This window comes from Actinomycetospora flava (assembly GCF_037400335.1).
Taxonomy (GTDB): Bacteria; Actinomycetota; Actinomycetes; order Mycobacteriales; family Pseudonocardiaceae; genus Actinomycetospora; species Actinomycetospora flava.
This window is the reverse complement of sequence record NZ_JBBEGM010000001.1, coordinates 672,779-697,348: the sequence shown is the minus strand read 5'-3', so window position 1 is coordinate 697,348 and position 24,570 is coordinate 672,779. Positions and strand designations below refer to the sequence as shown.

Annotated in this window: 23 protein-coding genes; 9 read left to right on the top strand and 14 right to left on the bottom strand. The window is 75.9% G+C overall.

Translation table 11 applies throughout. The features are described from left to right. Positions 1-7: 7 nt before the first annotated feature. Positions 8-811 carry an esterase/lipase family protein gene (locus tag WCD58_RS03400; protein ID WP_337699487.1) on the bottom strand — a complete coding sequence of 268 codons (804 nt, stop codon included), beginning with the start codon at positions 809-811 and terminating at the stop codon, positions 8-10. Between the two features lie 109 nt (positions 812-920). On the opposite strand from WCD58_RS03400, the gene WCD58_RS03395 reads away from it, so the two are divergent. Then, positions 921-1,670: a GNAT family N-acetyltransferase gene (locus tag WCD58_RS03395; protein WP_337699485.1), complete on the top strand. Its 750-nt coding sequence runs from the start codon at positions 921-923 to the stop codon at positions 1,668-1,670. 9 nt (positions 1,671-1,679) lie between these two features. Here WCD58_RS03395 and WCD58_RS03390 read toward each other — a convergent pair whose 3' ends face one another. From WCD58_RS03390 to WCD58_RS03375, 4 genes are all read right to left on the bottom strand, one after another. Continuing rightward, on the bottom strand, positions 1,680-1,976 hold the full coding sequence (locus tag WCD58_RS03390) for a hypothetical protein (RefSeq protein WP_337699482.1): 297 nt from the start codon (positions 1,974-1,976) through the stop codon (positions 1,680-1,682). 214 nt (positions 1,977-2,190) lie between these two features. Continuing rightward, the gene (locus WCD58_RS03385) at positions 2,191-2,385 is read right to left on the bottom strand and encodes a hypothetical protein (RefSeq protein WP_337699481.1); all 195 of its coding nucleotides are present in this window, start codon (positions 2,383-2,385) and stop codon (positions 2,191-2,193) included. Between the two features lie 98 nt (positions 2,386-2,483). Beyond that, on the bottom strand, positions 2,484-5,270 hold the full coding sequence (gene ppc / locus WCD58_RS03380) for a phosphoenolpyruvate carboxylase (RefSeq protein WP_337699479.1): 2,787 nt from the start codon (positions 5,268-5,270) through the stop codon (positions 2,484-2,486). Positions 5,271-5,365: 95 nt separating this feature from the next. Next, the gene (locus tag WCD58_RS03375; protein WP_337699477.1) at positions 5,366-5,842 is read right to left on the bottom strand and encodes an ester cyclase; all 477 of its coding nucleotides are present in this window, start codon (positions 5,840-5,842) and stop codon (positions 5,366-5,368) included. A 55-nt stretch (positions 5,843-5,897) separates the two neighbouring features. Between WCD58_RS03375 and WCD58_RS03370 the strand changes: the two genes are divergently transcribed. Both WCD58_RS03370 and WCD58_RS03365 read left to right on the top strand, forming a co-directional pair. Beyond that, positions 5,898-6,791 carry an alpha/beta hydrolase gene (locus WCD58_RS03370; RefSeq protein ID WP_337699475.1) on the top strand — a complete coding sequence of 298 codons (894 nt, stop codon included), beginning with the start codon at positions 5,898-5,900 and terminating at the stop codon, positions 6,789-6,791. Next, positions 6,788-7,366, top strand: a complete 579-nt coding sequence (locus tag WCD58_RS03365; protein WP_337699472.1) for a dihydrofolate reductase family protein — start codon at positions 6,788-6,790, stop codon at positions 7,364-7,366. The genes WCD58_RS03370 and WCD58_RS03365 overlap by 4 nt, the downstream gene beginning before the upstream one ends. Here WCD58_RS03365 and WCD58_RS03360 read toward each other — a convergent pair. The 5 genes from WCD58_RS03360 to WCD58_RS03340 all read right to left on the bottom strand — a co-directional run bounded on the left by WCD58_RS03360 (position 7,363) and on the right by WCD58_RS03340 (position 10,976). After that, complete coding sequence (locus tag WCD58_RS03360; RefSeq protein ID WP_337699470.1) at positions 7,363-8,583, bottom strand: RNA polymerase sigma factor; 1,221 nt, start codon at positions 8,581-8,583, stop codon at positions 7,363-7,365. The two genes, WCD58_RS03365 and WCD58_RS03360, sit on opposite strands and share 4 nt — an antisense overlap. Continuing rightward, positions 8,580-8,960 carry a YciI family protein gene (locus tag WCD58_RS03355; RefSeq protein WP_337699468.1) on the bottom strand — a complete coding sequence of 127 codons (381 nt, stop codon included), beginning with the start codon at positions 8,958-8,960 and terminating at the stop codon, positions 8,580-8,582. Before WCD58_RS03355 ends, WCD58_RS03360 begins: the two co-directional genes overlap by 4 nt. A 42-nt stretch (positions 8,961-9,002) precedes the next feature. Further along, positions 9,003-9,620, bottom strand: coding sequence for a dihydrofolate reductase family protein (locus tag WCD58_RS03350; protein WP_337699466.1), 618 nt, complete (start codon positions 9,618-9,620; stop codon positions 9,003-9,005). Between the two features lie 11 nt (positions 9,621-9,631). Next, a complete protein-coding gene (locus WCD58_RS03345) occupies positions 9,632-10,207 on the bottom strand; it encodes a dihydrofolate reductase family protein (protein WP_337699464.1) in 576 nt (191 codons plus the stop codon). 106 nt (positions 10,208-10,313) lie between these two features. Then, entirely contained in the window at positions 10,314-10,976 is a 663-nt protein-coding gene (locus WCD58_RS03340; protein ID WP_337699463.1) for a TetR/AcrR family transcriptional regulator, read from the bottom strand. 64 nt (positions 10,977-11,040) lie between these two features. Between WCD58_RS03340 and WCD58_RS03335 the strand changes: the two genes are divergently transcribed. The 6 genes from WCD58_RS03335 (at position 11,041) to WCD58_RS03310 (ending at position 17,956) form a co-directional block, all read left to right on the top strand. Continuing rightward, positions 11,041-11,763 carry a DUF2306 domain-containing protein gene (locus WCD58_RS03335; protein ID WP_337699461.1) on the top strand — a complete coding sequence of 241 codons (723 nt, stop codon included), beginning with the start codon at positions 11,041-11,043 and terminating at the stop codon, positions 11,761-11,763. Then, positions 11,760-12,842, top strand: coding sequence for a glutathione S-transferase family protein (locus WCD58_RS03330; RefSeq protein ID WP_337699459.1), 1,083 nt, complete (start codon positions 11,760-11,762; stop codon positions 12,840-12,842). Before WCD58_RS03335 ends, WCD58_RS03330 begins: the two co-directional genes overlap by 4 nt. Before the next feature lie 10 nt (positions 12,843-12,852). Continuing rightward, positions 12,853-14,313 carry an alpha/beta-hydrolase family protein gene (locus WCD58_RS03325; protein ID WP_337699456.1) on the top strand — a complete coding sequence of 487 codons (1,461 nt, stop codon included), beginning with the start codon at positions 12,853-12,855 and terminating at the stop codon, positions 14,311-14,313. A gap of 69 nt (positions 14,314-14,382) precedes the next feature. Further along, positions 14,383-16,203: a thiamine pyrophosphate-requiring protein gene (locus WCD58_RS03320; RefSeq protein ID WP_337699454.1), complete on the top strand. Its 1,821-nt coding sequence runs from the start codon at positions 14,383-14,385 to the stop codon at positions 16,201-16,203. A 30-nt stretch (positions 16,204-16,233) separates the two neighbouring features. Beyond that, positions 16,234-17,547 (top strand): MFS transporter, encoded by a 1,314-nt coding sequence (locus WCD58_RS03315; protein ID WP_337699451.1) that lies wholly within the window; start codon positions 16,234-16,236, stop codon positions 17,545-17,547. A 10-nt stretch (positions 17,548-17,557) separates the two neighbouring features. Next, a complete protein-coding gene (locus tag WCD58_RS03310) occupies positions 17,558-17,956 on the top strand; it encodes an FKBP-type peptidyl-prolyl cis-trans isomerase (RefSeq protein ID WP_337699448.1) in 399 nt (132 codons plus the stop codon). On the opposite strand, the gene WCD58_RS03305 is transcribed toward WCD58_RS03310, so the two are convergent. The 4 genes from WCD58_RS03305 to WCD58_RS03290 all read right to left on the bottom strand — a co-directional run bounded on the left by WCD58_RS03305 (position 17,949) and on the right by WCD58_RS03290 (position 24,541). After that, complete coding sequence (locus tag WCD58_RS03305) at positions 17,949-18,200, bottom strand: hypothetical protein (RefSeq protein WP_337699446.1); 252 nt, start codon at positions 18,198-18,200, stop codon at positions 17,949-17,951. The two genes, WCD58_RS03310 and WCD58_RS03305, sit on opposite strands and share 8 nt — an antisense overlap. Continuing rightward, the gene (locus WCD58_RS03300) at positions 18,197-20,308 is read right to left on the bottom strand and encodes an alpha/beta hydrolase (protein ID WP_337699444.1); all 2,112 of its coding nucleotides are present in this window, start codon (positions 20,306-20,308) and stop codon (positions 18,197-18,199) included. The genes WCD58_RS03305 and WCD58_RS03300 overlap by 4 nt, the downstream gene beginning before the upstream one ends. Positions 20,309-20,310: 2 nt before the next feature. Then, positions 20,311-21,360 (bottom strand): methyltransferase domain-containing protein, encoded by a 1,050-nt coding sequence (locus tag WCD58_RS03295; RefSeq protein ID WP_337699442.1) that lies wholly within the window; start codon positions 21,358-21,360, stop codon positions 20,311-20,313. 88 nt (positions 21,361-21,448) lie between these two features. Beyond that, positions 21,449-24,541, bottom strand: coding sequence for an ATP-binding protein (locus WCD58_RS03290; RefSeq protein ID WP_337699440.1), 3,093 nt, complete (start codon positions 24,539-24,541; stop codon positions 21,449-21,451). Positions 24,542-24,570: the final 29 nt, after the last annotated feature.

The following is a 24,570-nucleotide window of genomic DNA, read 5'->3' as shown; positions in this document are numbered from 1 at the left end:
GCGCTTGCTAGGCGACGACCGTGAGGGCCGGGCGCGCCGCGACGGGGCGGGCGGCGAGGGCGAGCGCCGCGGTGCGGGTGCGCCGGGCGGGGCGGGTGTGACGCGCGGGACGGGCCAGGCCGGCGATCCGGGTGACGACGCCGGCGTCGCGCAGCAGGCCGCAGTGCCCGACGCCGTCGACGACGACCGCCTCGGTGCCCTCGAGCGCGGCCGCGGCCGGGGCGACGACGACGTCGGCGTGGGAGGCCAGCGCGGTCCAGGGCACGCCGGGGGTGGCGAGCGAGCGCAGGACGGGCGAGCCGGGGCGCAGGTCGCGCACCGCGCCGACCGGAAGGAGGCGGGCCCAGCCGGTGCCGCGCAGCGGGGCGGCGACGGTGACGACGCGGGTGACGACGCCGGCGAGGCGCCCGTCGGCCAGGCTCGCGGCGACGATCACGCCGCCGAGGCTGTGCCCGACGAGGGTCACCGAGCGGGCGCCGCTGCGGCGGGCGAGGCTCTCGACCTCGTCGGCCAGGGCCGCGCCGAGCGAGGCGACGCCGGCGGTCCAGGTGTAGCGGTGGGTCACGACGGCGACACCCGGGCCGCCCAGCGCGGCGGCGACGGCGTCCCAGCAGTCGGGGCCGGCGCCGAAGCCGTGCACGAGGACGACGAGCGAGCGGGCGTCGGCGACCGGGGGCTCGGGGGGCTCCGGCGGGCGGGTCCGGCCGGTGTGCAGCGCGGCGAGCAGCAGGGTGCCGAGCACGGCGATCACGACGCGCAGCGCCGAGCGGACCTCGCGGAGGTGGCGGCGCACCGTCGACGTGATGCCCATGACCCACCTCCGTGACCGGGGCCGGGCTCCGATGCCCGGCGGCTGCTGGTCACGAGCGTGCTCGGTAGATCGCCCCGTGTCGGGTGGGCGAGCCCGCCGAGGAGGTAGGGTGCTCCCCCGCATTGACCCGGAAGGGGCGAGAACAGTGGACGTCCAGGGCATCGGCGCCACGGCGGCGCGTTACGCCCGGGCCGCGCGGTACACCGTCGAGTCGGGCACGTACAAGGACACCGCGAGGCGGCTCGGCCGGCGGGTGTCGTCGACCCATCACGCCTACGGACTCAAGCGGGACCTCTCGGCGGCGCACGAGACCCCGGTCGCCAAGATCCCGATCTCGGTGCGCCCGCTCGTCGAGGCCGACCTCCCGCACATCCTCGACGAGCACGCCGAGGTCGACGAGGCGGAGCGCTGGGAGCGCCACACCCGGGTGCGGCTCCTCGAGCGCGGGATCGGCCGGCCCTGGGTGGCCGTCGACCCGGACGACGACCCCTGCTACGTGCAGTGGCTGTTCGGGCCGGACGAGAACGCCGAGGTCCGCGAGTTCTTCCACGGTATCTTCCCCGAGCTGGGCCCCGAGGAGGCACTGCTCGAGGGCGCGTTCACGCCGACCCGCCACCAGGGCCGGCGGATCATGAGCGCCGGCATGTCGATGATCGCGGAGAAGGCGCGCGACCTCGGTGCCCGCGACGTCCTCACCTTCGTCGGCGTCGAGAACATCGCGAGCCTCAAGGGCTGCGAGCGGGCGGGGTTCCTGCCCGCGCTGGACCGCTGGGAGACCCGCCGGCTCGGTCACCTCAGCGTGCGGTTCCGCCCGCTCGGACCCGCCGAGGTCGAGAACGCGCGGGTCCTGAAGGTCTGAACCGGGTGCCTAGGCGGGGCGGGGCTGCCGGTGGGCGGCGATCGCCGGCACCGTGACCCGCAGCCGGTGCGGGGCGACCTGCCAGTAGCGGCGCTCGGGGTCCGAGAGGCGCCAGCGCTCGGCGAGCTCGGTGACCCGGTCCTCGTCCACCGCCGTGGGCCGGGCCCGCCACCGGCGGGAACGCCCCCGGACGAGGACGTCGAGAGCGCCCCAGGCCTCGTCGGCCGAGCCGTGCACGCTGACGGTGGCCGGGGACTCGCCGTCCCCGAACAGCACCGTGTAGGCACTGACCGCGTCGTAGGTCACCGGATCTCCTCCCGCCGGTCCGTTCGGGCCGGCCCGCCACCAGTGAAGCCCTCCGGGCGACCCTCCGACGAGCGGCGCGCGGCGGTCCGCGCCGAGCTGAACCGATTCCGCGACGGGTGGTCCGCCCGCTCGTGTGTCGCCCGTACGGTCGTGCCGTCTGCCGCAGGGAGGGCGCGCGTGGCCCGTTCGGCGGTGCCCGGGAAGCCCTCGCCCGTCAGGAGGCGGTGGACGGGCCGGGCGAGTCCGATTCCGCGTCGCCGTCCGCCGGACCCGCTCCGGTGCGCCCGCGGTCCGGGCCCAGACCGTCACGCCGGGGCCGGTGAGGCAGGTCCTGGAGCATGCTCAGCGCCGACTCGCCGCCGGTGAGCCGGCGACGCCCCGAGCGCGGGGAGGGGCTGGGCGCGCGCATGCCCCCAACGGTGGAATTCGTGACCCTCGGAATGTCAGCGGGTTCGTCGAAAGCACCAGAGGGCGCGGCGAGCGGTGCCCCGTCCGGGCTAGTTGGTGTCAGCCCGTGTTGCGCATCCCCGCCGAGATGCCGTTGACGGTGAGCAGCAGCGCGCGCTGCAGGTCCGGGTCCGGCTCGCTGACCTTGCGGCGCTCGGCGAGCGTGTGCACCTGGAGGTGGTGCAGGGGCTCGAGGTAGCCCTCGCGGATGTCGAGGGTCCGGCGCAGCAGCGGGTTGCCGTCGAGCAGTGCGCCGCCGGTGGAGAGCTTGAGGACCTCGCGCTCGGTGAGCCGGTGCTCGGTCTTGATGATCTCGAAGACCTCCTGGAGCTCCGGGTCGACGAGCTCGGCGACGTAGAACCCGGCGATCCGCATGTCGGTCTTCGCGAGCGTCATCTCGACGTTGGACAGGAGGTTCGCGAAGAACGCCCAGTCGCGCATCTCGTCGACGACCTCGGAGTAGCCGGCGTCGTGCGCGGCCTTCAGACCGGTGCCCAGGCCGAACCAGCCCGGCACGATCATCCGGGTCTGCGTCCAGCCGAAGACCCACGGGATCGCCCGCAGGTCCGACAGCGAGGTCTGCCCGCCCGCGCCGGGGCGCTTGCCCGGGCGCGAGCCCACGTTGAGCATCGAGAGCTCGTCGACCGGCGTGGCCTGGGTGAAGAAGTCCGGCAGGCCCTCGTGGGAGATCAGCTTCTCGTAGGCCTCCTGGGCGGCGTCGGAGATGACGTCCATCGCCTCGTCCCAGCGCTTGAGCGTCGCCGCCTCCACCCGCGAGGTCTGGTGCAGCAGCGTCGCGTCGAGCACCGCGGAGAGCATGATCTCGAGGTTGTCCCGGGCCAGCGCGGGCAGCGAATACTTGTCGGAGATGACCTCGCCCTGCTCGGTCACCTTCATCACCGCGTCGACGACGCCGTGCGGCTGGGCGGCGATCGCCTCGCCCGCCGGCCCGCCGCCGCGCCCCACCGACCCGCCGCGGCCGTGGAACAGGCGCAGCCGCACGCCGTGCTTGGCGGCGACGTCGCGCAGCTGGCGCTGGGCCTGGTGGATCGACCACTGCGACGTGGTGAGCCCGGCGCCCTTGTTGGAGTCGGAGTAGCCCAGCATCATCTCCTGGACGTCGCCCCGGGCGGCGACGAGCGCCCGGTACGACGGGTCGGAGAGCATGCCGTCGAGCAGGTCGCCGGAGATCTTCAGCTCGGTCGCGGTCTCGAACAGCGGGACGATGTCCAGCGAGGAGGCGGCCCCGTCGGCGGTCAGCTCGACCAGCCCCGCCTCTCGCGCCAGCACGGCGACGGCGAGGATGTCGTCGACGTTCTGGGCCATCGAGATGATGTAGGTGTGCAGGGCCTCCTGGCCGTAGGTCTGCTGCACGGTGCGGATGCAGTCGAAGACCTCGAGGGTCTCGGTCACCGACTCGTCGAACTGCCCGTCGCGGCGCGGGGTCAGCGTGCGCCGCCCGGCCAGCTCCTGCGAGAGCACCTCCCGGCGCCCGCCGTGGTCGAGCTCGCCGTACGGGGTGTCGAGCTCGCCGAGCCGGTCGAACAGCGCCGCCAGCGCCGTGTGGTGGTAGTTCGTGTGCTCGCGGACGTCGACGCTCGCGAGGTGCAGCCCGACGGCGTTGGCGCTGCGCATGACGTCGCGCAGGCCCCCGTCGGCGATCCGCTCGCCCTGGTGGCCGCGCAGGGAGACGTCCATGACCTCGAGGTCGCGGAGGTACTCGTCGGCGCCGAGGTAGTCGCGGCCCGGCTGGTGCGGCGTGCCCTCGGCGTAGCGGCGGCGGGTGTTCTCCAGGCGCGCGTGGACGTAGGAGCACTTCAGCCGGTAGGGCTCCTCGGCGTTGAGCCGCACGAAGCGGTCGTAGACCTCCGGCAGCGCGCGGCGGTCGCGGGCGAGGCTGCGGCGCAGGTCCTCCGAGACCCCGACGAGGCGTGTCGACACCGACAGCTCCTGGACGAGGTCCTCGAGCATGTCGCTCTGGATGCGCACACCCCGCTCGCCGTAGATCCGCATCGTCTCGAGCGTCAGGTCGGCGGTGACGTTCGGGTTGCCGTCGCGGTCGCCACCCACCCAGCAGCCCAGGACGAGCGGCCGCGAGCCCTCCGGCAGGCGCAGCCCGACGCGCTCGAGCTCGTCGTCGAGCTCGGAGAGCACCTCCGGCAGCGTGCGGCGCCCGAGCTGGTCGAGGTAGTACGACACCGAGCGCGCCTCGTCGAGCACGGTCGGGCGCTCGGGGCGGATCTCGTCGGTCTGCCAGATGAGGTCGACGAGCCGGTGCAGCCGCTTCTCGGCGAGCGCGTCGGGGAGGTCCTCGGCCAGCACGCCCGCGATCGTGCGCAGCTTGCCGAGCACGGACTGCCGCTGCGCCTCGGTGGGGTGCGCGGTGAACACGGGCTCGAGCTCGAGGCGGGACAGGGCGGTCGCGAGCTCGTCGGGGTCGGCGTCGCTGACGAGGCGGTCGACCAGGGTGTGCAGCGGGCCGCGTCCCTCGGCGTGCACGGCCGCGCGCTCCTGGCTGCGGTGGAGCTGCTCGGCGAGGTTGGCCAGGTGAAAGTAGGTCGCGAACGCGCGGCCGAGGACCGCGGCGGTGCCGGGGTCGATCTCGGCGAGCAGGTCGCGGATCGCGGTGTCGCCCCGCTCAGGGACGTCGCGCACGAGGCGGCGCACCTTCTCGACCAGCTCGAGCATGTCGTCGCCGTGCTGCGCGGCCACCGTGCGCCCGAGCAGCGTCGACAGCCGCCGGATGTCGGCACGCAGCGCCGAGTGCTCGGACTCCGACGCGACGCTGCCCTCGGTGGGGACCCGGTCGGCGCGCGCGGGCCGGGTGTTCTCGCGCTCTTCACTCATGGGGACGCCCTCCTGGTCGGCCTGCCCGCCCGGGGTTCGAGCGGGTGGGGTCCGCGACGGTGGGGACGCCACGGGATTGTGCCCCCGATCGGCGGTCAGGACACCTGCGTGACGGCGGCCGCCTCGGGGAGCAGGCCGAGCTGGGAGAGCAGGCCGTGCTGGTCCCAGAGCGTGCGGTGCTCGGTGATCCGCTCGCGGCGCACGGCGACCACGGAGATCGCCAGCACCTCGACGCGGCGGCCGGTCGGCGCCACCCCGGGCAGGAGCCAGGGCAGCGCCACGTCGTGCGTGAACGTCACGCGCTGCTCGTCGACGACCCGCCAGCGGTCCACGGTGCGCGAGACGCGGACGCTCGCGAGGTCCGCGGGGCGGTGCGGCAGCACGTCCTCGGCGAGGTGGCGCCGCAGCGCGTCGGTGCCCCGGGCGCCGGTGCCCGCCGGCAGCGTCGCCAGCGCCACGTCGTCGGTGACGACGGCCAGCGCGGCGTCGACGTCGCCGGCGCGGACCGCCGCGGCGAACGCGTCCCGGGTGCGCTCGACCGCGACCATCATGTCCTGCACGGCCTTGGTCATCGTCCGATGCTCGCACCCGACGCCGGGCGCACGCGACGGTTCGTAGGCTGCGCGCGTGGACGTCGACTACCTCGCCCACTACCCCGCCGCGCTCCACGGGGGACCCACCCCGACCGGCGAGTGGTGGCGCTGGGGCCCGCACGACCTGCGGCTGCACCGCCTGCCCGCCCCCGAGGCCCCGGTGGTCGCCGTCGTCCTGCACGGGGCGGGCGGCCACGGCGCGATGCTGCTGCCGTACGGCCGCCTGGCCGAGGGGCGCGCCGAGGTGATCGCGCCCGACCTGCCCGGCTACGGCGACACGCGCGTCGGGGGCCCGGTCACCTGGTCGGACTGGATCGCCTGCGTCGCCGACCTCGTGCGCGCCCAGGACCGCCCGGTCGTGCTCCTCGGGGCGAGCCTGGGCGGGATGCTCGCCTACGAGGTGGCGGCCACCGTCGGGGCCTCGGGGGACCACCGGGTGCGCCACGTCGTCGCGACCTGCCTCGCCGACCCGTCCGACCGCCGCGTCCGACGCGCCGCCGCGCGGTGGCCGCTCCTCGGCGAGCACGGCCCCGCGCTGCTCGGCGCCACCCGGGTCGCCGACCCCCTGCGCGTGCCGGTCCGCTGGCTCACGCGGATGACGGCGATGTCCGCCGACCCGGCGCTGACCGACCTCGTGTGCCGCGATCCGCGGGGCGGCGGCGGCCGGGTGTCGCTGCGCTTCCTGCGGACGTGGATGACCTCGCGGCCGACCGTCGCCCCCGAGGACTTCACCGTCTGCCCCGTGACGCTCACCCACCCCGCGGCCGACACCTGGACCCCGCCCGCGCTCAGCATCCGGTTCCTGGAGAGGATCGCGGCGCCCACCGAGCTCGTCATGCTGGAGAATGCGGGTCACCTGCCCGTCGAGCAGCCCGGCCTCGACCAGCTCCGGGCCGCGCTGCACCGAGGATGGGACGGACTCTCGTGAACCGCCGTGTCGTCGCCCAGCAGTGGATCTCGATCGACGGCTTCGCCACCGGCCCCACCGACGAGATGGAGATCTTCGCGGGGGTGCCGGCCGCGAGCGACGCCCGGAGCATGGAGCTCAACGCGGAGCTGATCGCCGACGTGGAGACCGTGCTGCTCGGCCGCCGCACCTACGAGGCGTTCGTGACGTTCTGGCCCACGGAGGCCGCCCGCGACGTCCCCATCACCCCGCTGGTGAACGCCGTGCCCAAGGTCGTCGCGTCGAGCACGCTGACCGCGGCCCCGTGGGGCGGGCACGCACCGGCGAGCGTCGTGCCCGACGCCGTCGCGCACGTGCGGGCGCTGCGTGCCGAGCCGGGCGGGATCGTGCTGGTCTGGGGCTCGCTGGCCCTCATGCGCACGCTGCTCGACGCGGGTCTGGTCGACGAGCTCGACCTGTTCGTCGCCCCGATCGCCCTCGGCGGCGGGACCCCGCTGGTGACGCCCGGACGGCCGCTCGGGCTGCGGCAGCTCGCCGGCGAGGTGTTCCCGGCGGGCGGGGCGCACCTGCGGTTCGCGGTGACGGGGCCCGCCTAACCCTCGACGGCCTCCAGGCGCCGGTCCAGGAGGTCGCGCTCGGCGTCGTTGCCGGCGAGCGCGGCGGCCTCCTCGAGCGCCGTGCGCGCCTCCTCGGGCCGGCCCGCGCGCCGCAGGAGCTCCCCGCGGGCGGCGGCGAGGTAGCCGTAGCCCGCGAGCCGGGGCTCGCCGGTCAGGGCGTCGAGCGCCGCGAGCCCGGCCTCGGGCCCGTCGGCGAACCCGACGGCGACCGCCCGGTTGAGGTCGACGACGGGCGAGGGCCAGCGCGCGGCGAGGACGTCGTAGAGCCCGACGATCTCGGGCCAGTCGGTGGCGTCGAACGACGGGGCATCGGCGTGCACGGCGGCGATCGCGGCGAGCACCGCGTAGCGCCCGACCGGCCGGGCCGCGAGCGCCTCGAGCACCAGGGCGCGCCCGTCCGCGATCATCGCCGCGTCCCACCGCGAGCGGTCCTGGTCGGCGAGCAGGACCAGCCCGCCGTCGGGGTCGGTGCGGGTCGCCCGGCGGGCGTCGGTGAGCAGGACGAGGGCGAGCAGCCCGGCGACGTCGGGGTCGTCGGGGAACCGCGAGCGCAGGAGGCGCGCGAGGTCGTGCGCCCGGTCGAGCAGGTCGTCGCGCACGAGGGCGGCCCCGGTGGGGGCGGTGTGCCCGGTCGTGAGCACCAGGTGGACGACCGCGAGCACCCCGCCGAGCCGGCGCGGCAGCTCGTCGGACGCCGGCACGCGGAACGGCACGCCCGCCGCGGCGATCTTCTTCTTCGCCCGCGTGAGGCGGGCGGCCATCGTCGGCTCGCTCACGAGGAACGCCCGCGCGATCTCCGGGGTGGACAGCCCGCCGAGCAGGCGCAGCGTCAGCGCGACCCGCGCCTCGGCGGTCAGCGCGGGGTGGCAGCACGTGAACAGCAGGGCGAGCAGGTCGTCCGGCGGTGGCCCCGCGGGTTCCGGGGCCACCTCGTCGACCACCAGCAGCGGCAGCGCCCGTTGCGCCACCGCGGCGTGCCGGTGGTGGTCGAGGGCCCGGCGGCGGGCCGCCGTGGTCAGCCATGCGCCGGGCCGCGCCGGCACGGCGTAGCGCCACGCGACGAGGGCCTGGGCGTACGCCTCCTGCACGCACTCCTCGGCGAGGTCGAGGTCGCGCGTGACGCGCACCGTCGCGGCGAGCACGGAGGCCCACTCGCGACGGTGCGCGTCGGCGACGGCGAGCGCCGGGTCGGTCACTCGCTGCCCGTCGGTCGCAGCGGCCGCACCTCGACGCCACCGAACGGCTCCGGCACGTCGCGGGCGATGGCGAGCGCCGTGTCGAGGTCGGGGGCCTCGACGACGTAGTAGCCCCCGAGGACCTCCTTGGTCTCGAGGAAGGGCCCGTCGGTGACCAGGGCGTCCTCGCCGGCGGTGAAGTCGTCGCGCCGCGGGCCGTCGGGGCGACGCACGGTGGTGGCGGTCGCGGTCGGGTGCAGCCAGCCGCGGCCCCGCAGCGCCGCCCCGTGCTTCGCCCCGAAGCTCTGGTGGGCGGCCATGACCGCGCCGATCTCCTGCTCGCCGAACGTCGCCCACGACGGCTCGTCGGTGTAGATCAGGATGAGGTACTGGCCCATGACGTCTCCTCGGGGTCCGGGGCTCCGCGGTCGGGGCCCTCATCATGACGTCGCGGACCCACCACCGGAATCGACAGCGCGCCGGACCCGGTAGCGCAGGTGGACCATGCCCGGCCCGTCGGCGCTGCGGACCAGGTCGAGCTCGACGTGCTCCGGGGGCATCTCGTCGAACAGCCGGCGCCCCTGGCCGAGCAGGACGGGGACGATCTGCAGCGCGATCTCGTCCAGCTCGCCGGCGCGCAGCAGGGCCTGGGCGGCGGCGGCCCCGTGGAACAGGACGTTCCTGTCGCCCGCGGCCGCGCGGGCCGCCGCGGCCGCCTCGTGCACGTCGGCGACGTAGCGGACGTGCCCGGACGCCGGCCGGGGCGACCGGGTCAGCACGATGATCGGCACGCCGTCGTGGTGATCGCCGCCCCAGCCGTCGGTGAGGTCGAAGGTGCGCCGGCCGGTGAGCACGGCGCCGGTCGCCATGGCCTCGGCCATCACGGCGGCCCCGACCTCGTCGCGGGTGTGGGCGGCCCCCGGGTGGTCGGGGCCGTCGAAGGTCAGGAAGTCGTGCAGGCGCTCGCCGCCGACCCCGAGCCCCTGGCCCGGCCCGTCGTCGGGCCCGGTGACGAACCCGTCGAGGGACATCCACATGTACAGGACGATGCTGCCCATGACCGTTCTCCTCACCGACGCCGCAGGAGGGAGACGATCGCGCCGGTCGGGATGGTCTGCAACGACTCCAGCGACCAGGTCGACCGGGGCAGGGACCCCTCGAGGAACCGCTGACCCTCGCCGAGGACCGCAGGCACCCGGGTGATGCGCAGCTCGTCGAGCAGCTCGGCGGCGAGGAGGGCGCGGATGAGGCTGACGCTGGAGAACACGGCGACGGTGCCCCCGTCGGCCTCGCGCAGCGCGCGGACCTCGGCCTCGAGGTCGCGCACGACGCGGGCGTTCGACCACGTCGCCTCGGTGAGCGTGCGGGAGACGACGACCTTCTCGACCCCGTTCAGGAAGCGGGACAGCTCGCGGCTGCGGGGGTCGGCGGCCGGGTCGTCGGCGACGGCCGGCCAGTAGCCGTGGAAGCCCTCGTAGTTGGTGCGGCCGAGCAGGACGGTGTCGACGCCGCGCCACCAGCCGGCGAAGCCCGACGCGCACTGCTCGTGGACGGCGGTCTCGACCAGCCAGGACATGTCGCCCTCCGGCCCGGCGACGAAGCCGTCGAGGGAGAGGGTGATGTTGGCGCTGACGGTGCGGCTCATGGGGTGCTCCCGAGGTGCGGCGGGCCCTGCCGGCCCGGTCACCCCGACGTCGGGCGGCGCCGGCGTCCTTGGTCGCGGCCCGGTGGTCGCGGACGAACGAGCACGCTCAGGGGCGATCGCGTGCCGGATCGTCCACGTGCGCCGCGACCCCGTCGAGAACACGCGTCAGGCCGTCCTCGAAGGGGTCCTCGGGCGGCGCGTCCTCCGGGGCGGCCTCCAGCAGTCCCAGGAGCAGGGGGAACTCCCCGGCGCGGCCCGAGCCGTGCAGGTCCTCCGCCCGCGGCGCGCGGTCGCCGAGCGGGGCGGAGGCACCGCGGACGTAGCTGTTGACCGCGTGGAGGACGGCGAGCGCGTCGGGGACCGGGAGCCCGGCGTCGACGCCGGCCTGCAGGGCCGCCTCCGCCCACGCGCACTCGGCGGGGCCCATCCGGCGGCTGCCGCTGACCAGCGGCAGCGTCCACGAGTGCTCGACGAACACCGTCCGGTTGGCGCGCGCCCAGGCGGCGAGTGCGTCGCGCCACGGGCCGTCGGACGGTGGCGGGTCGCCGATCGCCGCGTCGAGCATGAGGTCGACGAGGGCGTCCTTGTGCGGGACGTGGCGGTAGAGCGACATCGGGGCCGCGCCGAGGGTGCGGGCCAGGCGCGGCATCGACACCGCCTCGATCCCCTCGGCGTCGGCCAGGGCGACGGCGGCGTCGACGATCGCGGCGCGCGTCAACGGACGGCGCGAGGTCGGGGGAGCCGCGGGCGCCCAGCGGGGGTCGTGCACGGATGTGATCGTCGCATGAATCCAGTGTAGACAGCTTTACGCATTGTGCGTAAGGCTTACGCACATGACGACCACGCAGGAGCCCACCACCCGGCGGCGACAGCCCGACCCGCGCCGCGTGCGGATCGGCCTCGCGGTCACGGCGCTCGTGTGCGTCGTGTTCCTCGTGCTCGAGCTGCCGGCCTACCTCGGCGTCGACCCGGCGCGCTCGCGGATCCCGGTGCGCACGGACTACGCGCTGCACTACCCGCTGCTGTGGGCGCACATCATGTTCGGCTCGGTGGCGCTGTTGACCGCGTGCCTGCAGATCTGGCCGTGGCTGCGGCGGGCGCACCCGCGCGTGCACCGCTGGTCGGGGCGGCTCTACCTGTTCGGCGGGGTGCTGCCGGGTGGGGTCGTCGTCCTGGGCGTCGCGCCGGTGAGCAGCACGGGGTTCGCCTCGGCGGTCGGCAACACGTTCCTCGCGGTCCTCTGGCTCGCGACGTCGGTCGCGGGCTGGCGCGCCGCCCGCGCGCGCCGCTACGCCGACCACCGCGCCTGGATGATCCGCAGCGTCGCGCTGACCTTCTCGATCGTGGTGAACCGGTTCTGGGTGGTCGTCTACGTCGTGCTGCTCATGGCGGTCGACCCGGCCGACCCCGAGCTGATCCCGCACGCCGCGACCGCCTCGGTGTGGACGAGCTGGATCGTGAACCTGCTCGTCGCGGAGTGGTGGATCCTGCGATCGGGGCGGCGGGGCCGCGTCACGTTGCCCGAGGGCGAGCACCGGGCACCCGTGGGGTCGTGAGCACTCCCACCGACGTCGGCAACCGTCCCTCCGCCGACAGCAGCGGTTCCTACCGCCGCCGGGGCCCGCAGTTCACCGACCGCATCGTCGCCGAGCCGTCCGGTGCGGGGCCGGAGTCCGAGGGTCGAGCTCCGCTTCGCTCCGTCTCCCACTGGCCCGCCGAGCCGGGGCGCTACCGCCTCGTCGCGTCGCTCGCGTGCCCGTGGGCCCACCGCTCGATCATCGTGCGCCGGCTCATGGGGCTCGAGGACGCGATCTCGCTCGCGATCGTCGACCCGCTGCAGGACGACCGGTCGTGGCGCTTCGGCCTCGACGAGAACGGCGTCGACCCGGTGCTGGGGTACCGCTTCCTCGAGGAGGCCTACCTCGCGCGCGACCCGGAGCACGGCACCGACAACGGCGTCAGCGTCCCCGCGATCGTCGAGGAGTCGAGCGGACTGCTCGTCACCAACGACTACCCGAACATCACGATCGACCTCGGGATCGAGTGGGCGAAGTACCAGCGCCCGGGCGCGCCGACGCTCTACCCGGAGGAGCTGCGCGCGGAGATCGACGCGGTGAACGAGGGCGTCTTCCACGACGTCAACAACGGCGTCTACAAGGCGGGCTTCGCGACGAAGCAGGCGCGCTACGAGGAGGCGTACACCGCGCTGTTCGCCCGCCTCGACGAGCTCGACGAGCGGCTGGCGGATCGGCGCTACCTCGTCGGCGACCACATCACCGAGGCCGACATCCGGCTGTTCACCACGCTCGCGCGCTTCGACGCCATCTACCACGGCCACTTCAAGTGCAACCGGCAGAAGCTCGCCGAGTTCGAGAACCTCTGGCCCTACGCCCGGGACCTCTTCCAGACCCCCGGCTTCGGCGACACCGTCGACTTCGACCACATCAAGCGGCACTACTACCAGGTGCACACGAGCATCAACCCGACGCAGATCGTGCCGCTCGGCCCGGAGCCGGCCGCGTGGCTGGAGCCGCACCGACGCGAGGAGCTCGGCGGCTCCCCGTTCGGTCCCGACGGCACCCCGCCCGAGCCGCTCGCGGGCCCGCTGCGCCCGCTCCCGCCGCTCGACATGTGAGGCTCGTCGTGTGACGCGGTGGTGGTCCGTCGACCCGCTCGGGGCCGGCGTCGCCGCCCTCGTCGCGGTGCTCGCGCTCGCGCCCGGCCTGCTGCCGCGCGACGGGATCGTCCAGGGCGTCGTGTCCGGGGGCGTGGCGGCGCTGGGGTACGGGTCGGGTGCTGCGCTGCCCGGCTCCCGCCGGGGCGGCCGGGTCGTCGCTCTCGTCGGGCTGCTCGGGTTCGGTGTGGCGCTCGTGGTGGCGGCCGGACGCCAGCGTGACGCCGCCGCGCTGATCGGCGCCCCCGGGCCGACCACGGGGGAGTTCCTGCTGGCCCTGCCGGTGACGGTCGCCGTGGTGGGCGTGCTCGTGGTGGTGGGTCGGGGGTTCCGGGGGCTCACCCGCCTCGTGCGCCGGTGGCTCGGCGCGCGGCTGCCCGGGGCCGCGGTGCTGGTCGTGGCGCTGGGCACGGTGCTCGTGGTGGGCGCCCTGGGCTGGGGCGCGCTCGCGGCGGCCGAGCAGTCGTTCGCGGCGCGCAACGACGAGCCGGGGCCCGTGGCGGCGCCCGCGAGCGCCACCCGGTCGGGCTCGCCGGCCTCGCTGGTGCCGTGGGAGACGCTGGGGCGCGACGGGCGGCGGTTCGTGGGCGGAGCCGGTGACACGGTCCGCGTCTACGTCGGCCTGGAGAGCGCGCCCGACCCGCAGGCGCGCGCGGCGCTGGCCGTCGCCGAGCTCGAGCGGGCGGGCGGCTTCGACCGGTCCGTCCTCGTGCTCGCCACGCCGACCGGGTCGGGCGCGGTCGACCCGCAGGTGCCCGGCAGTCTCGAGCGGGTGCGCGGCGGCGACACCGCCATGGCCGCGGTGCAGTACTCGACGCTGCCCAGCGACCTGTCGCTGCTCGTCGACGGGCCGCGGGCGGCGGAGCAGACGCGGGCCCTGGTCGACGCCGTGCGGGCCCGCCTGGACCGGCGCCCGCCGGAGCGCCGGCCCCGGCTGCTGCTCTACGGGCAGTCGCTCGGTGCGCTGGGGTCGCAGGCGGCGTTCACCTCGCTCGACGAGGTCCGGTCGCGGGTCGACGGCGTGCTGTGGGTCGGCCCGCCGCACGCGAGCGAGCCGTGGGCGGGCCTCGTCGCCGGCCGGGACCCGGGGTCGCCGCAGGTGCGGCCGGTGGTCGACGGCGGGCGCGCGGTGCGGTTCGCGGGGCGGGCCGGGGACCTCGCGACGCCGGCCGGGCCGTGGGACACCCCGCGCGTGCTCTACCTCCAGCACCCGTCCGACCCCGTGGTCTGGTGGTCGCCGGACCTGCTCCGGCGCCGGCCCGACCGGCTCGCCGAACCGCCCGGGTTCGACGTCCCCGGCCAGCCCTGGCTCCCGGTCATCACGTTCTGGGCGACCACCGTCGACCTCGCCCGCGCCCAGTCGGTGCCGCCCGACCACGGCCACCTCTACGACGCGCTGCTCGTGGACGGGTGGATGGCTGTCGCCAGGTGAGCGATATGGGTCGCTCCGGCGACCCACATCGCTCACATGGCCGCAGGCCGTAGCGGGGAGCCCTGCGGGGTGAACCCTTCCACGACCACGCCGAAGACCGTTGCCCAGCACGTGCTCGCCCGCCTCGCCGAGTGGGGTGTCCACCGGTTCTACGGCTATCCCGGCGACGGGATCGGCGGCATCTTCACCGCGCTCCCCGAACGGGACGACGCCGAGTTCGTCCAGGTCCGCCACGAGGAGACCGCCGCGTTCGCCGCGTGCGCCGACGTGAAGTACGGCGGCTCGCCGATCGGCTGCTGCGTCGTCACCAGCGGGCCCGGGGCGGTGCACGCGCTCAACGGGCTCTACGACGCGAAGCTCGACCACCAGCCCGTGGTCGCGCTGGTCGGGCACACCGCGCAGACCGCCCAGGGCGGCGGCTACTACCAGGAGATCGACCTGGGCGCGCTGCTCGCCGACGTCACCGGCTACCTCGCCGAGGTGAAGGACCCCAGCCAGGTCCGCCACGTCGTCGACCGCGCCTGCCGCACCGCGCTCGCCGACCGCACCCCGTCGGCGATCGTCCTGCCCTCCGACGTGCTCGAGCAGGACGCCGTCGTCGACCCGCCGGACGCCCACGGCTACTACCACACCTCCGCGGCGCCCTCGTCCGCGATCACCACGCCGCCCGACGCCGCGCTGGACGCCGCCGCGGAGCTGCTGAACGCGGGGGAGAAGGTCGCGATCCTCGCGGGCGCCGGTGCGCTCGGGGCGTCCACCGAGCTCACCGAGGTCGCCAACACGCTCGGCGCGGGGATGGCCACCGCGCTGCTCGGCAAGGGCGTCGTCGACGAGCGCTCGCCGTGGGTCACCGGCGCGATCGGGCTGCTCGGGACCACCGCGTCGTGGCACCTCATGCGCGAGTGCGACACGCTGCTGATCGTCGGCTCGACGATGCCGTACACCGAGTACTACCCGGCGCCCGGCCAGGCCCGTGCCGTGCAGATCGACGTCGACGGCTCCCGGTGCGGCATCCGCTACGACACCGAGGTCAACCTCACCGGCGACGCCGGCGCGACGCTGGCGGCTCTGCTCCCGCGGCTGACCCACCACGGCGACGCCTGGCGCGCCCAGGTCGAGCGGTGGACGAGCGCCTGGGACGACTACTCCGCCCAGCGCGCCCACGCCCACACGAGCGCCCTGAACCCCGAGCTCGTCGTCCGCGAGCTCTCCGACCGCCTGCCCGACGACGCCCTGCTCGCCGTCGACTGCGGGACCGCGACGTCCTGGTACGCCCGCGACGTCACGCTGCACGGCCGCCAGTACGGCTCCCTGTCGGGGACGTTGCTGTCGATGGGCGGCGGGATGCCGTACGCGATCGCGGCGAAGAACGCGCACCCCGACCGTCCCGTCGTCGCGCTGATCGGCGACGGCGCGATGCAGATGAACGGGGTCAACGAGCTCGTCACCGTCCAGCGGTACTGGCGGCAGTGGACCGACCCGCGCTTCGTCGTGCTCGTGCTGTCGAACGACGACCTGTCCTACGTCTCCTGGGAGACGCGCGGGATGCTCGGCGAGGCGCCCGACCCGCAGTCCCAGGCCGTGCCCGACGTGCCCTACGCGCAGTGGGCCATGCTGCTCGGGCTCGACGGCATCGAGCTGCGGGACCGCGCGCACATCGGCGGGGTGTGGGACCGCGCGCTCGCCGCGGACCGGCCGTTCGTGGTCGACGCGAAGGTCGACAAGGACATCCCGCTGGTGCCGCCGCACGTGACGGTCCAGCAGGCGCTCAACACCGCGCGCTCCCAGCTGGCGGGTGACCCCGACGCGCTGTCGATCATCGCCAACGGCGTCAGGGAGACCGTCGGCGCGAAGGCCCGCTCGGTCCTGGGGCTGCCGCCGAAGGAGTGATCTGTCTCCGGGCAGGGCACACATCCCGTCATGGCAGCCAGAGGGAAGGCGTTCGTCGCGTCGCTGTCGGGGACGTCGCTGGAGTACTACGACTTCGCGGTGTACGGGACGGCGTCGGCGCTGGTGTTCCCGCAGCTGTTCTTCCCGGGCTCGGACCCGCTGACCGGCGTCCTGCTGGCCTTCACCACCTTCGCCGTCGGCTACATCTCGCGGCCGGTCGGCGGGTTCGTGTTCGGCCGGCTCGGCGACACCCTCGGGCGCAAGCGGGTGCTGGTGGCGACGCTGCTGCTGATCGGCGTCGCCACCGTCCTCATCGGCCTCCTGCCGACCTACGAGACGATCGGCGTGACGGCCCCGATCGTGCTCGTGCTGCTGCGCTTCGCCCAGGGCGTCGGCGTCGGCGGCGAGTGGGGGAGCGCGGTGCTGCTCTCCGGCGAGTTCGGGGACCCGCGGCGGCGCGGGTTCTGGTCGTCGGCGGCCCAGATCGGCCCGCCCGCGGGCAACCTGCTCGCCAACGGCGTCTTCGCCGTCCTCGCGGCGACGCTGACCGGGGACCAGCTGCTGTCCTGGGGCTGGCGCGTCGCGTTCCTGCTCTCGGCGCTGCTCGTCGCGTTCGGGCTGTGGATCCGCCTCACACTCGAGGACACCCCGGTGTTCCGCGCCCTGCAGGAGTCGGGGGAGACCTCCGGCAGCCCGATCCGCGAGGTCGTGCGCACCCAGCCGCGCGGCTTGGTCGCCGCGATCCTCTCCCGGCTCGGGCCGGACGTGGCGTACTCGCTGCTGACGGTCTACGTGCTCACCTACGCGACGCGGACCGCCGGCTTCGAGCGCGCCGCGGTGCTCTCCGCGGTCCTCGTGGGCTCGGCGCTGCAGCTCGGGCTCGTGCCGGCGTTCGGGGCGCTGTCGGACCGGTGGAACCGCCGGCTGGTGTCGCTGGTCGCCGTCGTCGGGATCGGCCTGTGGGTGTTCGCGCTGTTCCCGCTGATCACGTCCGGGTCGTTCGGCCTGCTCGTGCTCGCCGTCGTCGTCGGGCTCGCCCTGCACGCGATGGCCTACGGGCCCCAGGCCGCGTTCATCACCGAGCAGTTCAGCCCGCGCCTGCGCTCCACCGGCTCGTCGCTGGGCTACACCGTCGCCGGCGTGCTGGGCGGCGCGCTCGCCCCGCTGCTGCTGACCTCGCTGCAGGCCGACCTCGGCTGGGCCGCCGCGGCGGGCTACGTGGCGCTCGCGTGCGTGCTGTCCGCGGTCGGGCTGGCGCTCGGCCGCGACCACGACCCGCGCGAGGACGAGGAGCTCGCGGCCGCCGTCTCGGGCGGGTCGGAGGCCGGTGCCGCCCGCCCGTAGGGTCGCAGGCATGGCAGTCACCGTGGACAACACCGACGACCTGACCCGCGCGCCCGGCGCGTCGGTCACCCCCGACACCCTGCCGAACGACCTCGACATCACCGACCTCGTGGTCGGCGGCGGCACCGAGGCCGGCCCGCGCGACACCGTGCAGGTCCAGTACCAGGGCATCCGCGTCTCGGACTCCGGCGAGTTCGACTCGTCCTGGGGCCGTGGCGGCACCCCGGTCGAGTTCCCGCTGAACGGCGTGATCGACGGCTTCAAGCTCGGCATCTCCGGGATGCGCGAGGGCGGCCGCCGGATCCTCGTCGTGCCGCCGCACCAGGGCTACGGCGACCGCGGCGTGCCGCCGGTGATCCCGGCGAACGCGCACCTCGTCTTCGTCGTCGACCTCGTCAAGGTCAACTAGAGGTCTCGCCGGCGGCCGGCCGCGCCAGCACGTCGGCCGCCAGCCGCGGGATCAGCGCGTCGTCGGTCATCCGGTGCCCGAACTCGGCGTAGGCCATGAGCTCGCGGTGCACGAGGTCGCCCAGCGGGCCCGGCAGCGCACGCCGGGCGTGGTGGGCCGCGGCCCGCAGGCGCGAGCGCTCGTGGGGCAGCAGCACCGGGGCGTCGCCCCGGATGACCGGCGGCTGCGGCGGCATCTCGATCATGACGGACTCCGTTTCGCGGGGTGCCGGCCGACGAGGTCGGCGAGGAGCAGGGCGGCCCGCCGCGCGCCGTCGTCCGGGACGGCGGCGGGCGCGACGGGCCGCGCGAGCAGGTCGGCGACGCCCGCGGCGATCGCGTCCGGCGTCGCGTCGGCGTAGTCCAGGCGGGTCCCGGCGCCGAGGCGGGCGAGCCGGTGCGGCACGTGGAACTGCTGCTCGAAGTGGTGGTCCAGCGGGACGTAGAGGAACGGCACGCCCGCGCAGGCGAGCTCCATCGTGGTGGTGAGCCCGCCCTGCACGACGGCGGCGTCGCACGCGGTGAGCTCGCGCTCGAGGTCGGGGACGTGCCCGCGCACCTCGACGCCCGCGGGCACCCGCAGCGACGCCGGGTCGATACGCGGGCCCGCGACGAGGACGAGGCGCAGCCCGGGCACCCTCCCGATCAGCTCGGGGTACGCGCGCGCCACCCGCTCCAGCAGCGCCCGCCCGACCCCGGAGCCGCCGACGCTCACGACGCAGACGCGCTCGTCGGGGCGCCAGCCGAGCTCGGCGCGCAGTTCCTCGCGATCGCGCGGCGGGCCGCCGGTGGGCACCCAGCCGCTGAACGCGAAGTGCTCGCACGTCCAGTCGCGCACGGTCGGCAGGCCCGGGCCGAGCGGGTCGGTGACGAGGTCGTCGGGCTCGCCGACGAACACCGAGCGGTCGCGCAGCCGCGGGTGGCGGGCGAGGTGCTCGACCATCTCGGCGTTGTGGTCGGCGGTCAGCGCCGCCTCGGCCGCCCCGCCGTCGGGCATCGGCAGCCAGCCCACGAAGTCGGTGAGCCACGCGAACGGCGCGCGCTTGAGTTCGGGGTTCTCGTGCAGGAAGTGGTCGACCTCCCAGCTCTCGTCGGCGACCACGAGGTCGTGCTGCCCGTCGGAGACGACGTCGGCGAACACGTGGAAGTTCGCCACGAGGATCTCGTCCATGCGGCGGACCGCCTGGAAGGCGTGCAGGTCGTGCTCGCCCGCCTCGGACTCGATGTGCGCGCTCTCCGAGGCGAGCAGGCCGCTCGCCGGGTGCACCCGCGCGCCGTCGAGCACCGCGGTGACCGGGTGCTGGGCCAGCCAGTCGATCTCGAGGTCGGGACGCAGGGCCGCGAGCTCCCGGGCGATGGCGACGTCGCGGCGCGCGTGGCCCAGCCCGATCGGCGAGCTGACGAACAGCACGCGCGGGCGGCGGTCCCGCGCCGGCGTCCAGGTCGCGCGCCGGGGGCGCGGCGGCGCGAGCGAGCGCACGAACTCGCGCAGCAGGAGGTTGACGCGCACGGGCTCGCGCAGCGGGGGCGCGTGCCCGCCGCCGGGGATCGTCACGAACGTCCCGCCCGTCCAGCCGGCGATCGCGACGCCCAGCTCGTAGGGGGTGACCTCGTCGGCGTCGCCGTGCACCACCAGCGCCGGGCAGCGGATCGCCCGGCAGATCGCCTCCGCGTCGGCCGTCGTGCGCTCCGCGATGCCGGGCACCGTGGCGATCAGCGTCTCCGCGTCGGTCTCGAGGCCCCAGCCGACGATGTCCTCGAACGGCTTGGTGGAGTGCGCGTCGGTGAGGATCCGGGAGGTGAAGAACTCGACCCAGCCCGGGTAGTCGGCCTTCCAGTAGTGGCGGTTGGCCTTCTCCCAGCCCTCGTGGGACTCCCGGACCTCGTCGAAGTCGCCCGGCAGCGGCCAGGGCAGCGCGGCGCCGATGGCCACGACGCCGAGGACGCGGTCGGGGTGCCAGGCGGCGAGCTCGAGGGCCCGCCGCCCGCCCATCGACAGCCCGACGACGACGGCGCGCTCGGTGCCGGTCGCATCGAGGACGGCGACGACGTCGGCGACCATCTCGGTGTCCCGGTACGCGTCCGGATCGCGGGGACGGTCGGCGGCGCCGTTGCCCCGGCCCTCGACGGTGATCACGCGGAACTCGCGGGCCAGGAACGGCACCTGGGCCTTCCACTGGCGGGCGTGCACGATCGCCCAGGACGTCAGCAGCACGATCGTGGGCGACGGGGTGGGCCCGTCGAACACCTCGTACCCCACGCGGACGCCGTCGCGGGTGATCGAGCCGAGGGCGTCGGGCTCCCGGGCGCGCATGATCAGGGCCGGATCTCGTACACGTCGTGCAGCGGGCTGCCGATGGCCCGGCGGAACCGGGTGAAGCCGGCGTCGGTGGCGACCTGGCGCAACGCGGCCGGTCCCGCCTGGGCCCCGAGGCTGTAGCCGCCCTCCTGCGCGCGGGCGGCGGGGACGCAGCAGAGCGTCGAGATCCCGTAGAACAGGCGCCCGACGGGGTTGAGGTTCTCGTCGACCGTGTCGCCGGCGGCCGGCTCGACCACCATCCAGGCGCCGTCGGCGTCGAGCGCCGCGCGGATGTGGCGGGCCGCGCCGAGGGGGTCGCCCATGTCGTGGAGGCAGTCGACGGTCGTGACGAGGTCGTAGCCCGTGCCGGTGAAGGCCTGGGCGCTCGCGACCTCGAAGCTCGCCCGGTCGGCGACGCCGGCGTCGGCGGCGCGCTTGCGGGCCACGTCGACCGCGGCGCCGTGGTGGTCGGACCCCGCGACCGTCGAGGCGGGGTAGGCGTCGGCCAGGAGCACCGTGGACGCGCCGTGGCCGCAGCCGACGTCGGCGACGCGGGCGCCGCGGCACAGCTTCTCGACGACGCCGTCGAGGGCCGGGAGCCACTCGGTGGTCAGCTGCCCGGCGCAGCCTGCGCGGGAGAACGCCCCGTCGCCGAGGAACACGTCCTCGTGGTGCTCGTGCCAGCCCACGCCGGCGCCGGTGCGGAACGCCTCGGTGATCCGCGGCTCGCTGCGCAGGACGCCGGTGGCCAGCAGGAACGCGCGCGGGATGTCGAACGGTGCGTCGGGGTCGGTCAGGGCGAACGCCTGCTCCTCGGAGAGCGAGTAGACGCCGTCGGCGTGCTGGACGTAGCCGCCGGCGGCCTGCCCCGCCAGCCACTCCGCGACGTAGCGCGGTGTGGTGTCGGTGCGGGCGGCGAGCTCGTCGGGTGTCGCGGGTCCCTCGGCCAGGGCGCGGTAGAGCCCCAGCCGCTGCCCGAGCACGACGGTGCCGGCGGCGAACACGGCGCCCACGTCGGCGACGGCCCGTCCGACCAGCTCCATCACCACGTCCCTGTCGAGAGCCATCGCGCCGCCCTCCTCCTCGAGCTGCCCGGGCCGTCCCGGCCACCGTCGCCACGGTCGCCCTCGCCGTTGCGCCGCCGTTGCGCGCGCGTCACGGCACCACCCGGGACACGCGGTCGGCGAGGTGCCGCCACCCGTGCGCCCGGGCGGCGGCGAGCAGGGGCGCGAGCGTGACGCGCGCCCGGGCCTCGCGCCCGCGGGCGAGCCACCCGCGCGCCACCGAGACGTAGGTGTCGGCGCCGAGCAGCCACGCCGTCGCGGGCGGGGCGGTGACGCCGGCGAGCAGGCGGTCCGCCTCGAGCAGGGCGGTGTCGGCGGGGAGGGTGTCGGCCTCGTCGCCGTCGCCCGCCTCCGCCAGCACCGCCAGGCACCGCACGCGGACGGCGGCGACGGCGTCGGGCCCGGCGAACGCCAGGCCCTGCGCGGCGAGGTCCCGTGCCGGGGCGGTCTCGCCGCGCGCGAGCAGCGTCGTCGCGAGCAGCGCGGCGGCCGTCGGCGTCCACCACCGGTGGCCCCGCTCCCCGCTGCGCACCACCGCGCGACGCCCGGCCTCGACGGCCTCGTCGAGGTCGCCCTCCAGGCGGGCCAGCCACCCGAGGTGGGCGAGGAACCAGGCGTCGTGCCCGCCGTACCCGGAGTGCCGGGCGACCGCCATGGCCTCCGCGATCCGCTCGCGGGCCTCGTCCCAGCGCCCGGCGGCGACCGCGGGGAAGGAGCCCTCGAACAGGGTCCACTGCAGGACGGCGCGGTCGGGGAGGCGCCGGGCCAGCGGTTCCAGCTCGTCGACCACCTCGGCGAGCTCGTCGACCATCCCGCTGTACGCGTAGGCGGCCTTGAGCCCGTCGAGGCCGACGAGCAGCGCCTGGTCGCCGGCGTCGCGCGCCGCGTCGACGGCACGCCGGCCCTGGTCGATGGCCTCGCCGAAGCGCAGGTCGTTGGTGGCGAGCACGGCGAGGCGCCCGCGCAGGTCGGCCTCGGCCCCGCGGTCGCCGAGGGTCGCGGCGCGGCGCAGGCCCGTGCGCAGGTGCGTCACGCACTCGCCGGGCGGCACCCCCAGCGCGACCGGGACGTCGCCGCCGAGCTGGCGCAGCACCGCCATCTCGAGACGCCGGTCGCCGGCCTCGCGGGCCGCCGCCGCGGCGCTGCGCAGGTCGCTCCACGCCTCCTCGTGGCGCTCGAGGCCCTCGCGGGCGCGGGAGCGGGCCACCAGCACGCGGCCGCTGATCTCCGGGTCGGCGGCGTGCTCGGCCGCGGCGAGCGCCCGGTCGTGCAACGACTCGGCGTCGCCCATCGCGCCGCGGCGCGCCGCGGTCTCGCCGGCCAGCAGCAGCGCGCGGGCGGCACGGGGCCAGTCCTGCGCGGCGGCGGCGTGCGCGCCCGCGGACTCCGGGCTGCCGGCGAGCAGGTCGGCCGCCCGGCGGTGGTGCAGGTGCCGCACCGGTGCCGGGGTCGTCGCGTAGAGGACCTCGTGGACGAGGTCGTTGGCGAACTCGTAGGCGGCGCCGGTCGGGACGAGCAGGCGCGCGGCGGCGGCGCGCTCGCAGCGCCGGGCGACCTCGGGCACCGGGAGCGCGAGCAGTCCCGCGACCACCTCGGGGTCGAGGCCCGCGCCGAGCACGGCGCCCGCGCGCAGCAGCTCGTCGACCTCGTCGCCGAGACGGCGGACCCGGGCCAGCACGGCGGCCTGCAGCGACTCCGGCACCCCCACCTCGCCCGCCGCGAGGCCGCGGAGCGTCTCGACGACGAACAGCGGGTGGCCCCGCGTCCGGCGGTGGATCGCCGCGGAGAGGTCGCGACGGCCGGCGCGGTCGGCGAGCGCGGTGACCGCGGCGGCGTCCAGCGGGCCGAGATCGAGGCGCTCGCCCACCCCGTCGAGCTGCGTCAGCGCCTCGGTGCCCTCCTCGGCGCGCACGGTCGCGACGACGAGGACCCGCGCGCCGGCGGGCCGCAGGGCGAGGAAGTGCAGGAGCTCGACGGTGGCGAGGCCGGCGTTCTGGAGGTCGTCGAGCACCAGCAGCAGGGGAGCGGTGGCGGTGAGCTCGGCGAGCAGGTCCGCGAGGCCCGCGAACACCCGGCGGGGGTCGGGGCGGTCGTCCCCGGGCTCGCCGGGCAGGCCCGGGAAGAGGCCCGCGAGGGCGGGCGATCGCCCCGCGTCAGGGATGAGCACCGGACCCAGCGCGTCGACCACCGGCTGGAGGAAGAGCGAGCGCTCGGCGCCGTGGCAGCGCGCCGAGGCGACCCGACTCCCGGTGGCCGCGGCGAGCCGGGTGACCTCGCCGGCCAGCCGGGTCTTGCCGATACCGGCCTCGCCCGCGAGCAGCACGAGCCCGGACGCCCCGCGCGTGGCCGCGTCCCAGCGGGCGGTCAGCGCGGCGATCTCGGCGTCGCGCCCGACGCAGTGCGGCACCGGTTCCGGGCGCGCGGAGGCCTCGGCGACGGGCTCGCGCTCCTGGAGCAGCGCGAGGTAGTCGTCGCGGGTCTGCGGGGCGGGTTCGACGCCGAGCTCGTCGGCGAGCGCGGCCCGCAGCCGGTGGTAGAGGTCGACGGCCCGGGAGGGTTCGCCCGCGAGCCGGTGCGCGCGCATGAGCAGGCGGTGGGCCGTCTCGTCGAACCGGTCGGCGGCCACCGCGTCGGCGGCGGCGCGCCGGGACCGGTCCGCGTCGCCCGTGCCCAGGGCGGCCCGGGCGTCGGCGTGCCGCGCGCGGCGCAGCAGCTCGCGCCACTCGTCGCGGGCCGCGGCGACCCACGGCTCGTCGGCCTCCTCCGGGAGCGGCTCCCCGGTCCCGAGCAGCGCGAGGGCCCGGGCGGCGGCGCTGGCCGCGAGCCCCGGGGCGGCGGCGAGGCGGCGGTCGGACTCGTCGAGCAGGCGCGCGGCGTCGTCCAGGTCGACGACGACGTCGGGCGGGCCGCCGAGCCGGTACCCGCCGCGGTCACCGAGCAGGACGTCCGGCTCGAGGCGGCTGCGCAGGCGGCTGACCAGCGTCGCGACGCCGGCCGCGGGGTGGCGCGGCGCGTCGCCGTTCCACAGCTCCGCGGCGAGCTGGTCGCCGGTGAGCACCGCAGGCCGCCGCGCCGCGAGCAGGGCCAGGAGCCGCCGTTCCTTGGGGCTCCCGAGGCGCACCGTCTCCGGCGGGGACCCCCGCTCCACGCGCAACGGCCCGGCCAGCCGGACTGTGACGCCCATCACCACAGTGTGCGACGGTCACCGTCGGC

Bases quoted from the DNA above. Each gene is read 5' to 3' on its own strand.
- WCD58_RS03315 (WP_337699451.1), top strand. From the start codon at position 16,234: ATGGCAGCCAGAGGGAAGGCGTTCGTCGCGTCGCTGTCGGGGACGTCG.
- WCD58_RS03375 (WP_337699477.1), bottom strand. From the start codon at position 5,842: ATGACCAAGGCCGTGCAGGACATGATGGTCGCGGTCGAGCGCACCCGG.
- WCD58_RS03310 (WP_337699448.1), top strand. From the start codon at position 17,558: ATGGCAGTCACCGTGGACAACACCGACGACCTGACCCGCGCGCCCGGC.
- WCD58_RS03355 (WP_337699468.1), bottom strand. From the start codon at position 8,960: ATGGGCCAGTACCTCATCCTGATCTACACCGACGAGCCGTCGTGGGCG.
- WCD58_RS03385 (WP_337699481.1), bottom strand. From the start codon at position 2,385: ATGCGCGCGCCCAGCCCCTCCCCGCGCTCGGGGCGTCGCCGGCTCACC.
- ppc (WP_337699479.1), bottom strand. From the start codon at position 5,270: ATGAGTGAAGAGCGCGAGAACACCCGGCCCGCGCGCGCCGACCGGGTC.
- WCD58_RS03300 (WP_337699444.1), bottom strand. From the start codon at position 20,308: ATGCGCGCCCGGGAGCCCGACGCCCTCGGCTCGATCACCCGCGACGGC.
- WCD58_RS03295 (WP_337699442.1), bottom strand. From the start codon at position 21,360: ATGGCTCTCGACAGGGACGTGGTGATGGAGCTGGTCGGACGGGCCGTC.
- WCD58_RS03345 (WP_337699464.1), bottom strand. From the start codon at position 10,207: ATGAGCCGCACCGTCAGCGCCAACATCACCCTCTCCCTCGACGGCTTC.
- WCD58_RS03350 (WP_337699466.1), bottom strand. From the start codon at position 9,620: ATGGGCAGCATCGTCCTGTACATGTGGATGTCCCTCGACGGGTTCGTC.
- WCD58_RS03290 (WP_337699440.1), bottom strand. From the start codon at position 24,541: ATGGGCGTCACAGTCCGGCTGGCCGGGCCGTTGCGCGTGGAGCGGGGG.
- WCD58_RS03400 (WP_337699487.1), bottom strand. From the start codon at position 811: ATGGGCATCACGTCGACGGTGCGCCGCCACCTCCGCGAGGTCCGCTCG.
- WCD58_RS03335 (WP_337699461.1), top strand. From the start codon at position 11,041: ATGACGACCACGCAGGAGCCCACCACCCGGCGGCGACAGCCCGACCCG.
- WCD58_RS03305 (WP_337699446.1), bottom strand. From the start codon at position 18,200: ATGATCGAGATGCCGCCGCAGCCGCCGGTCATCCGGGGCGACGCCCCG.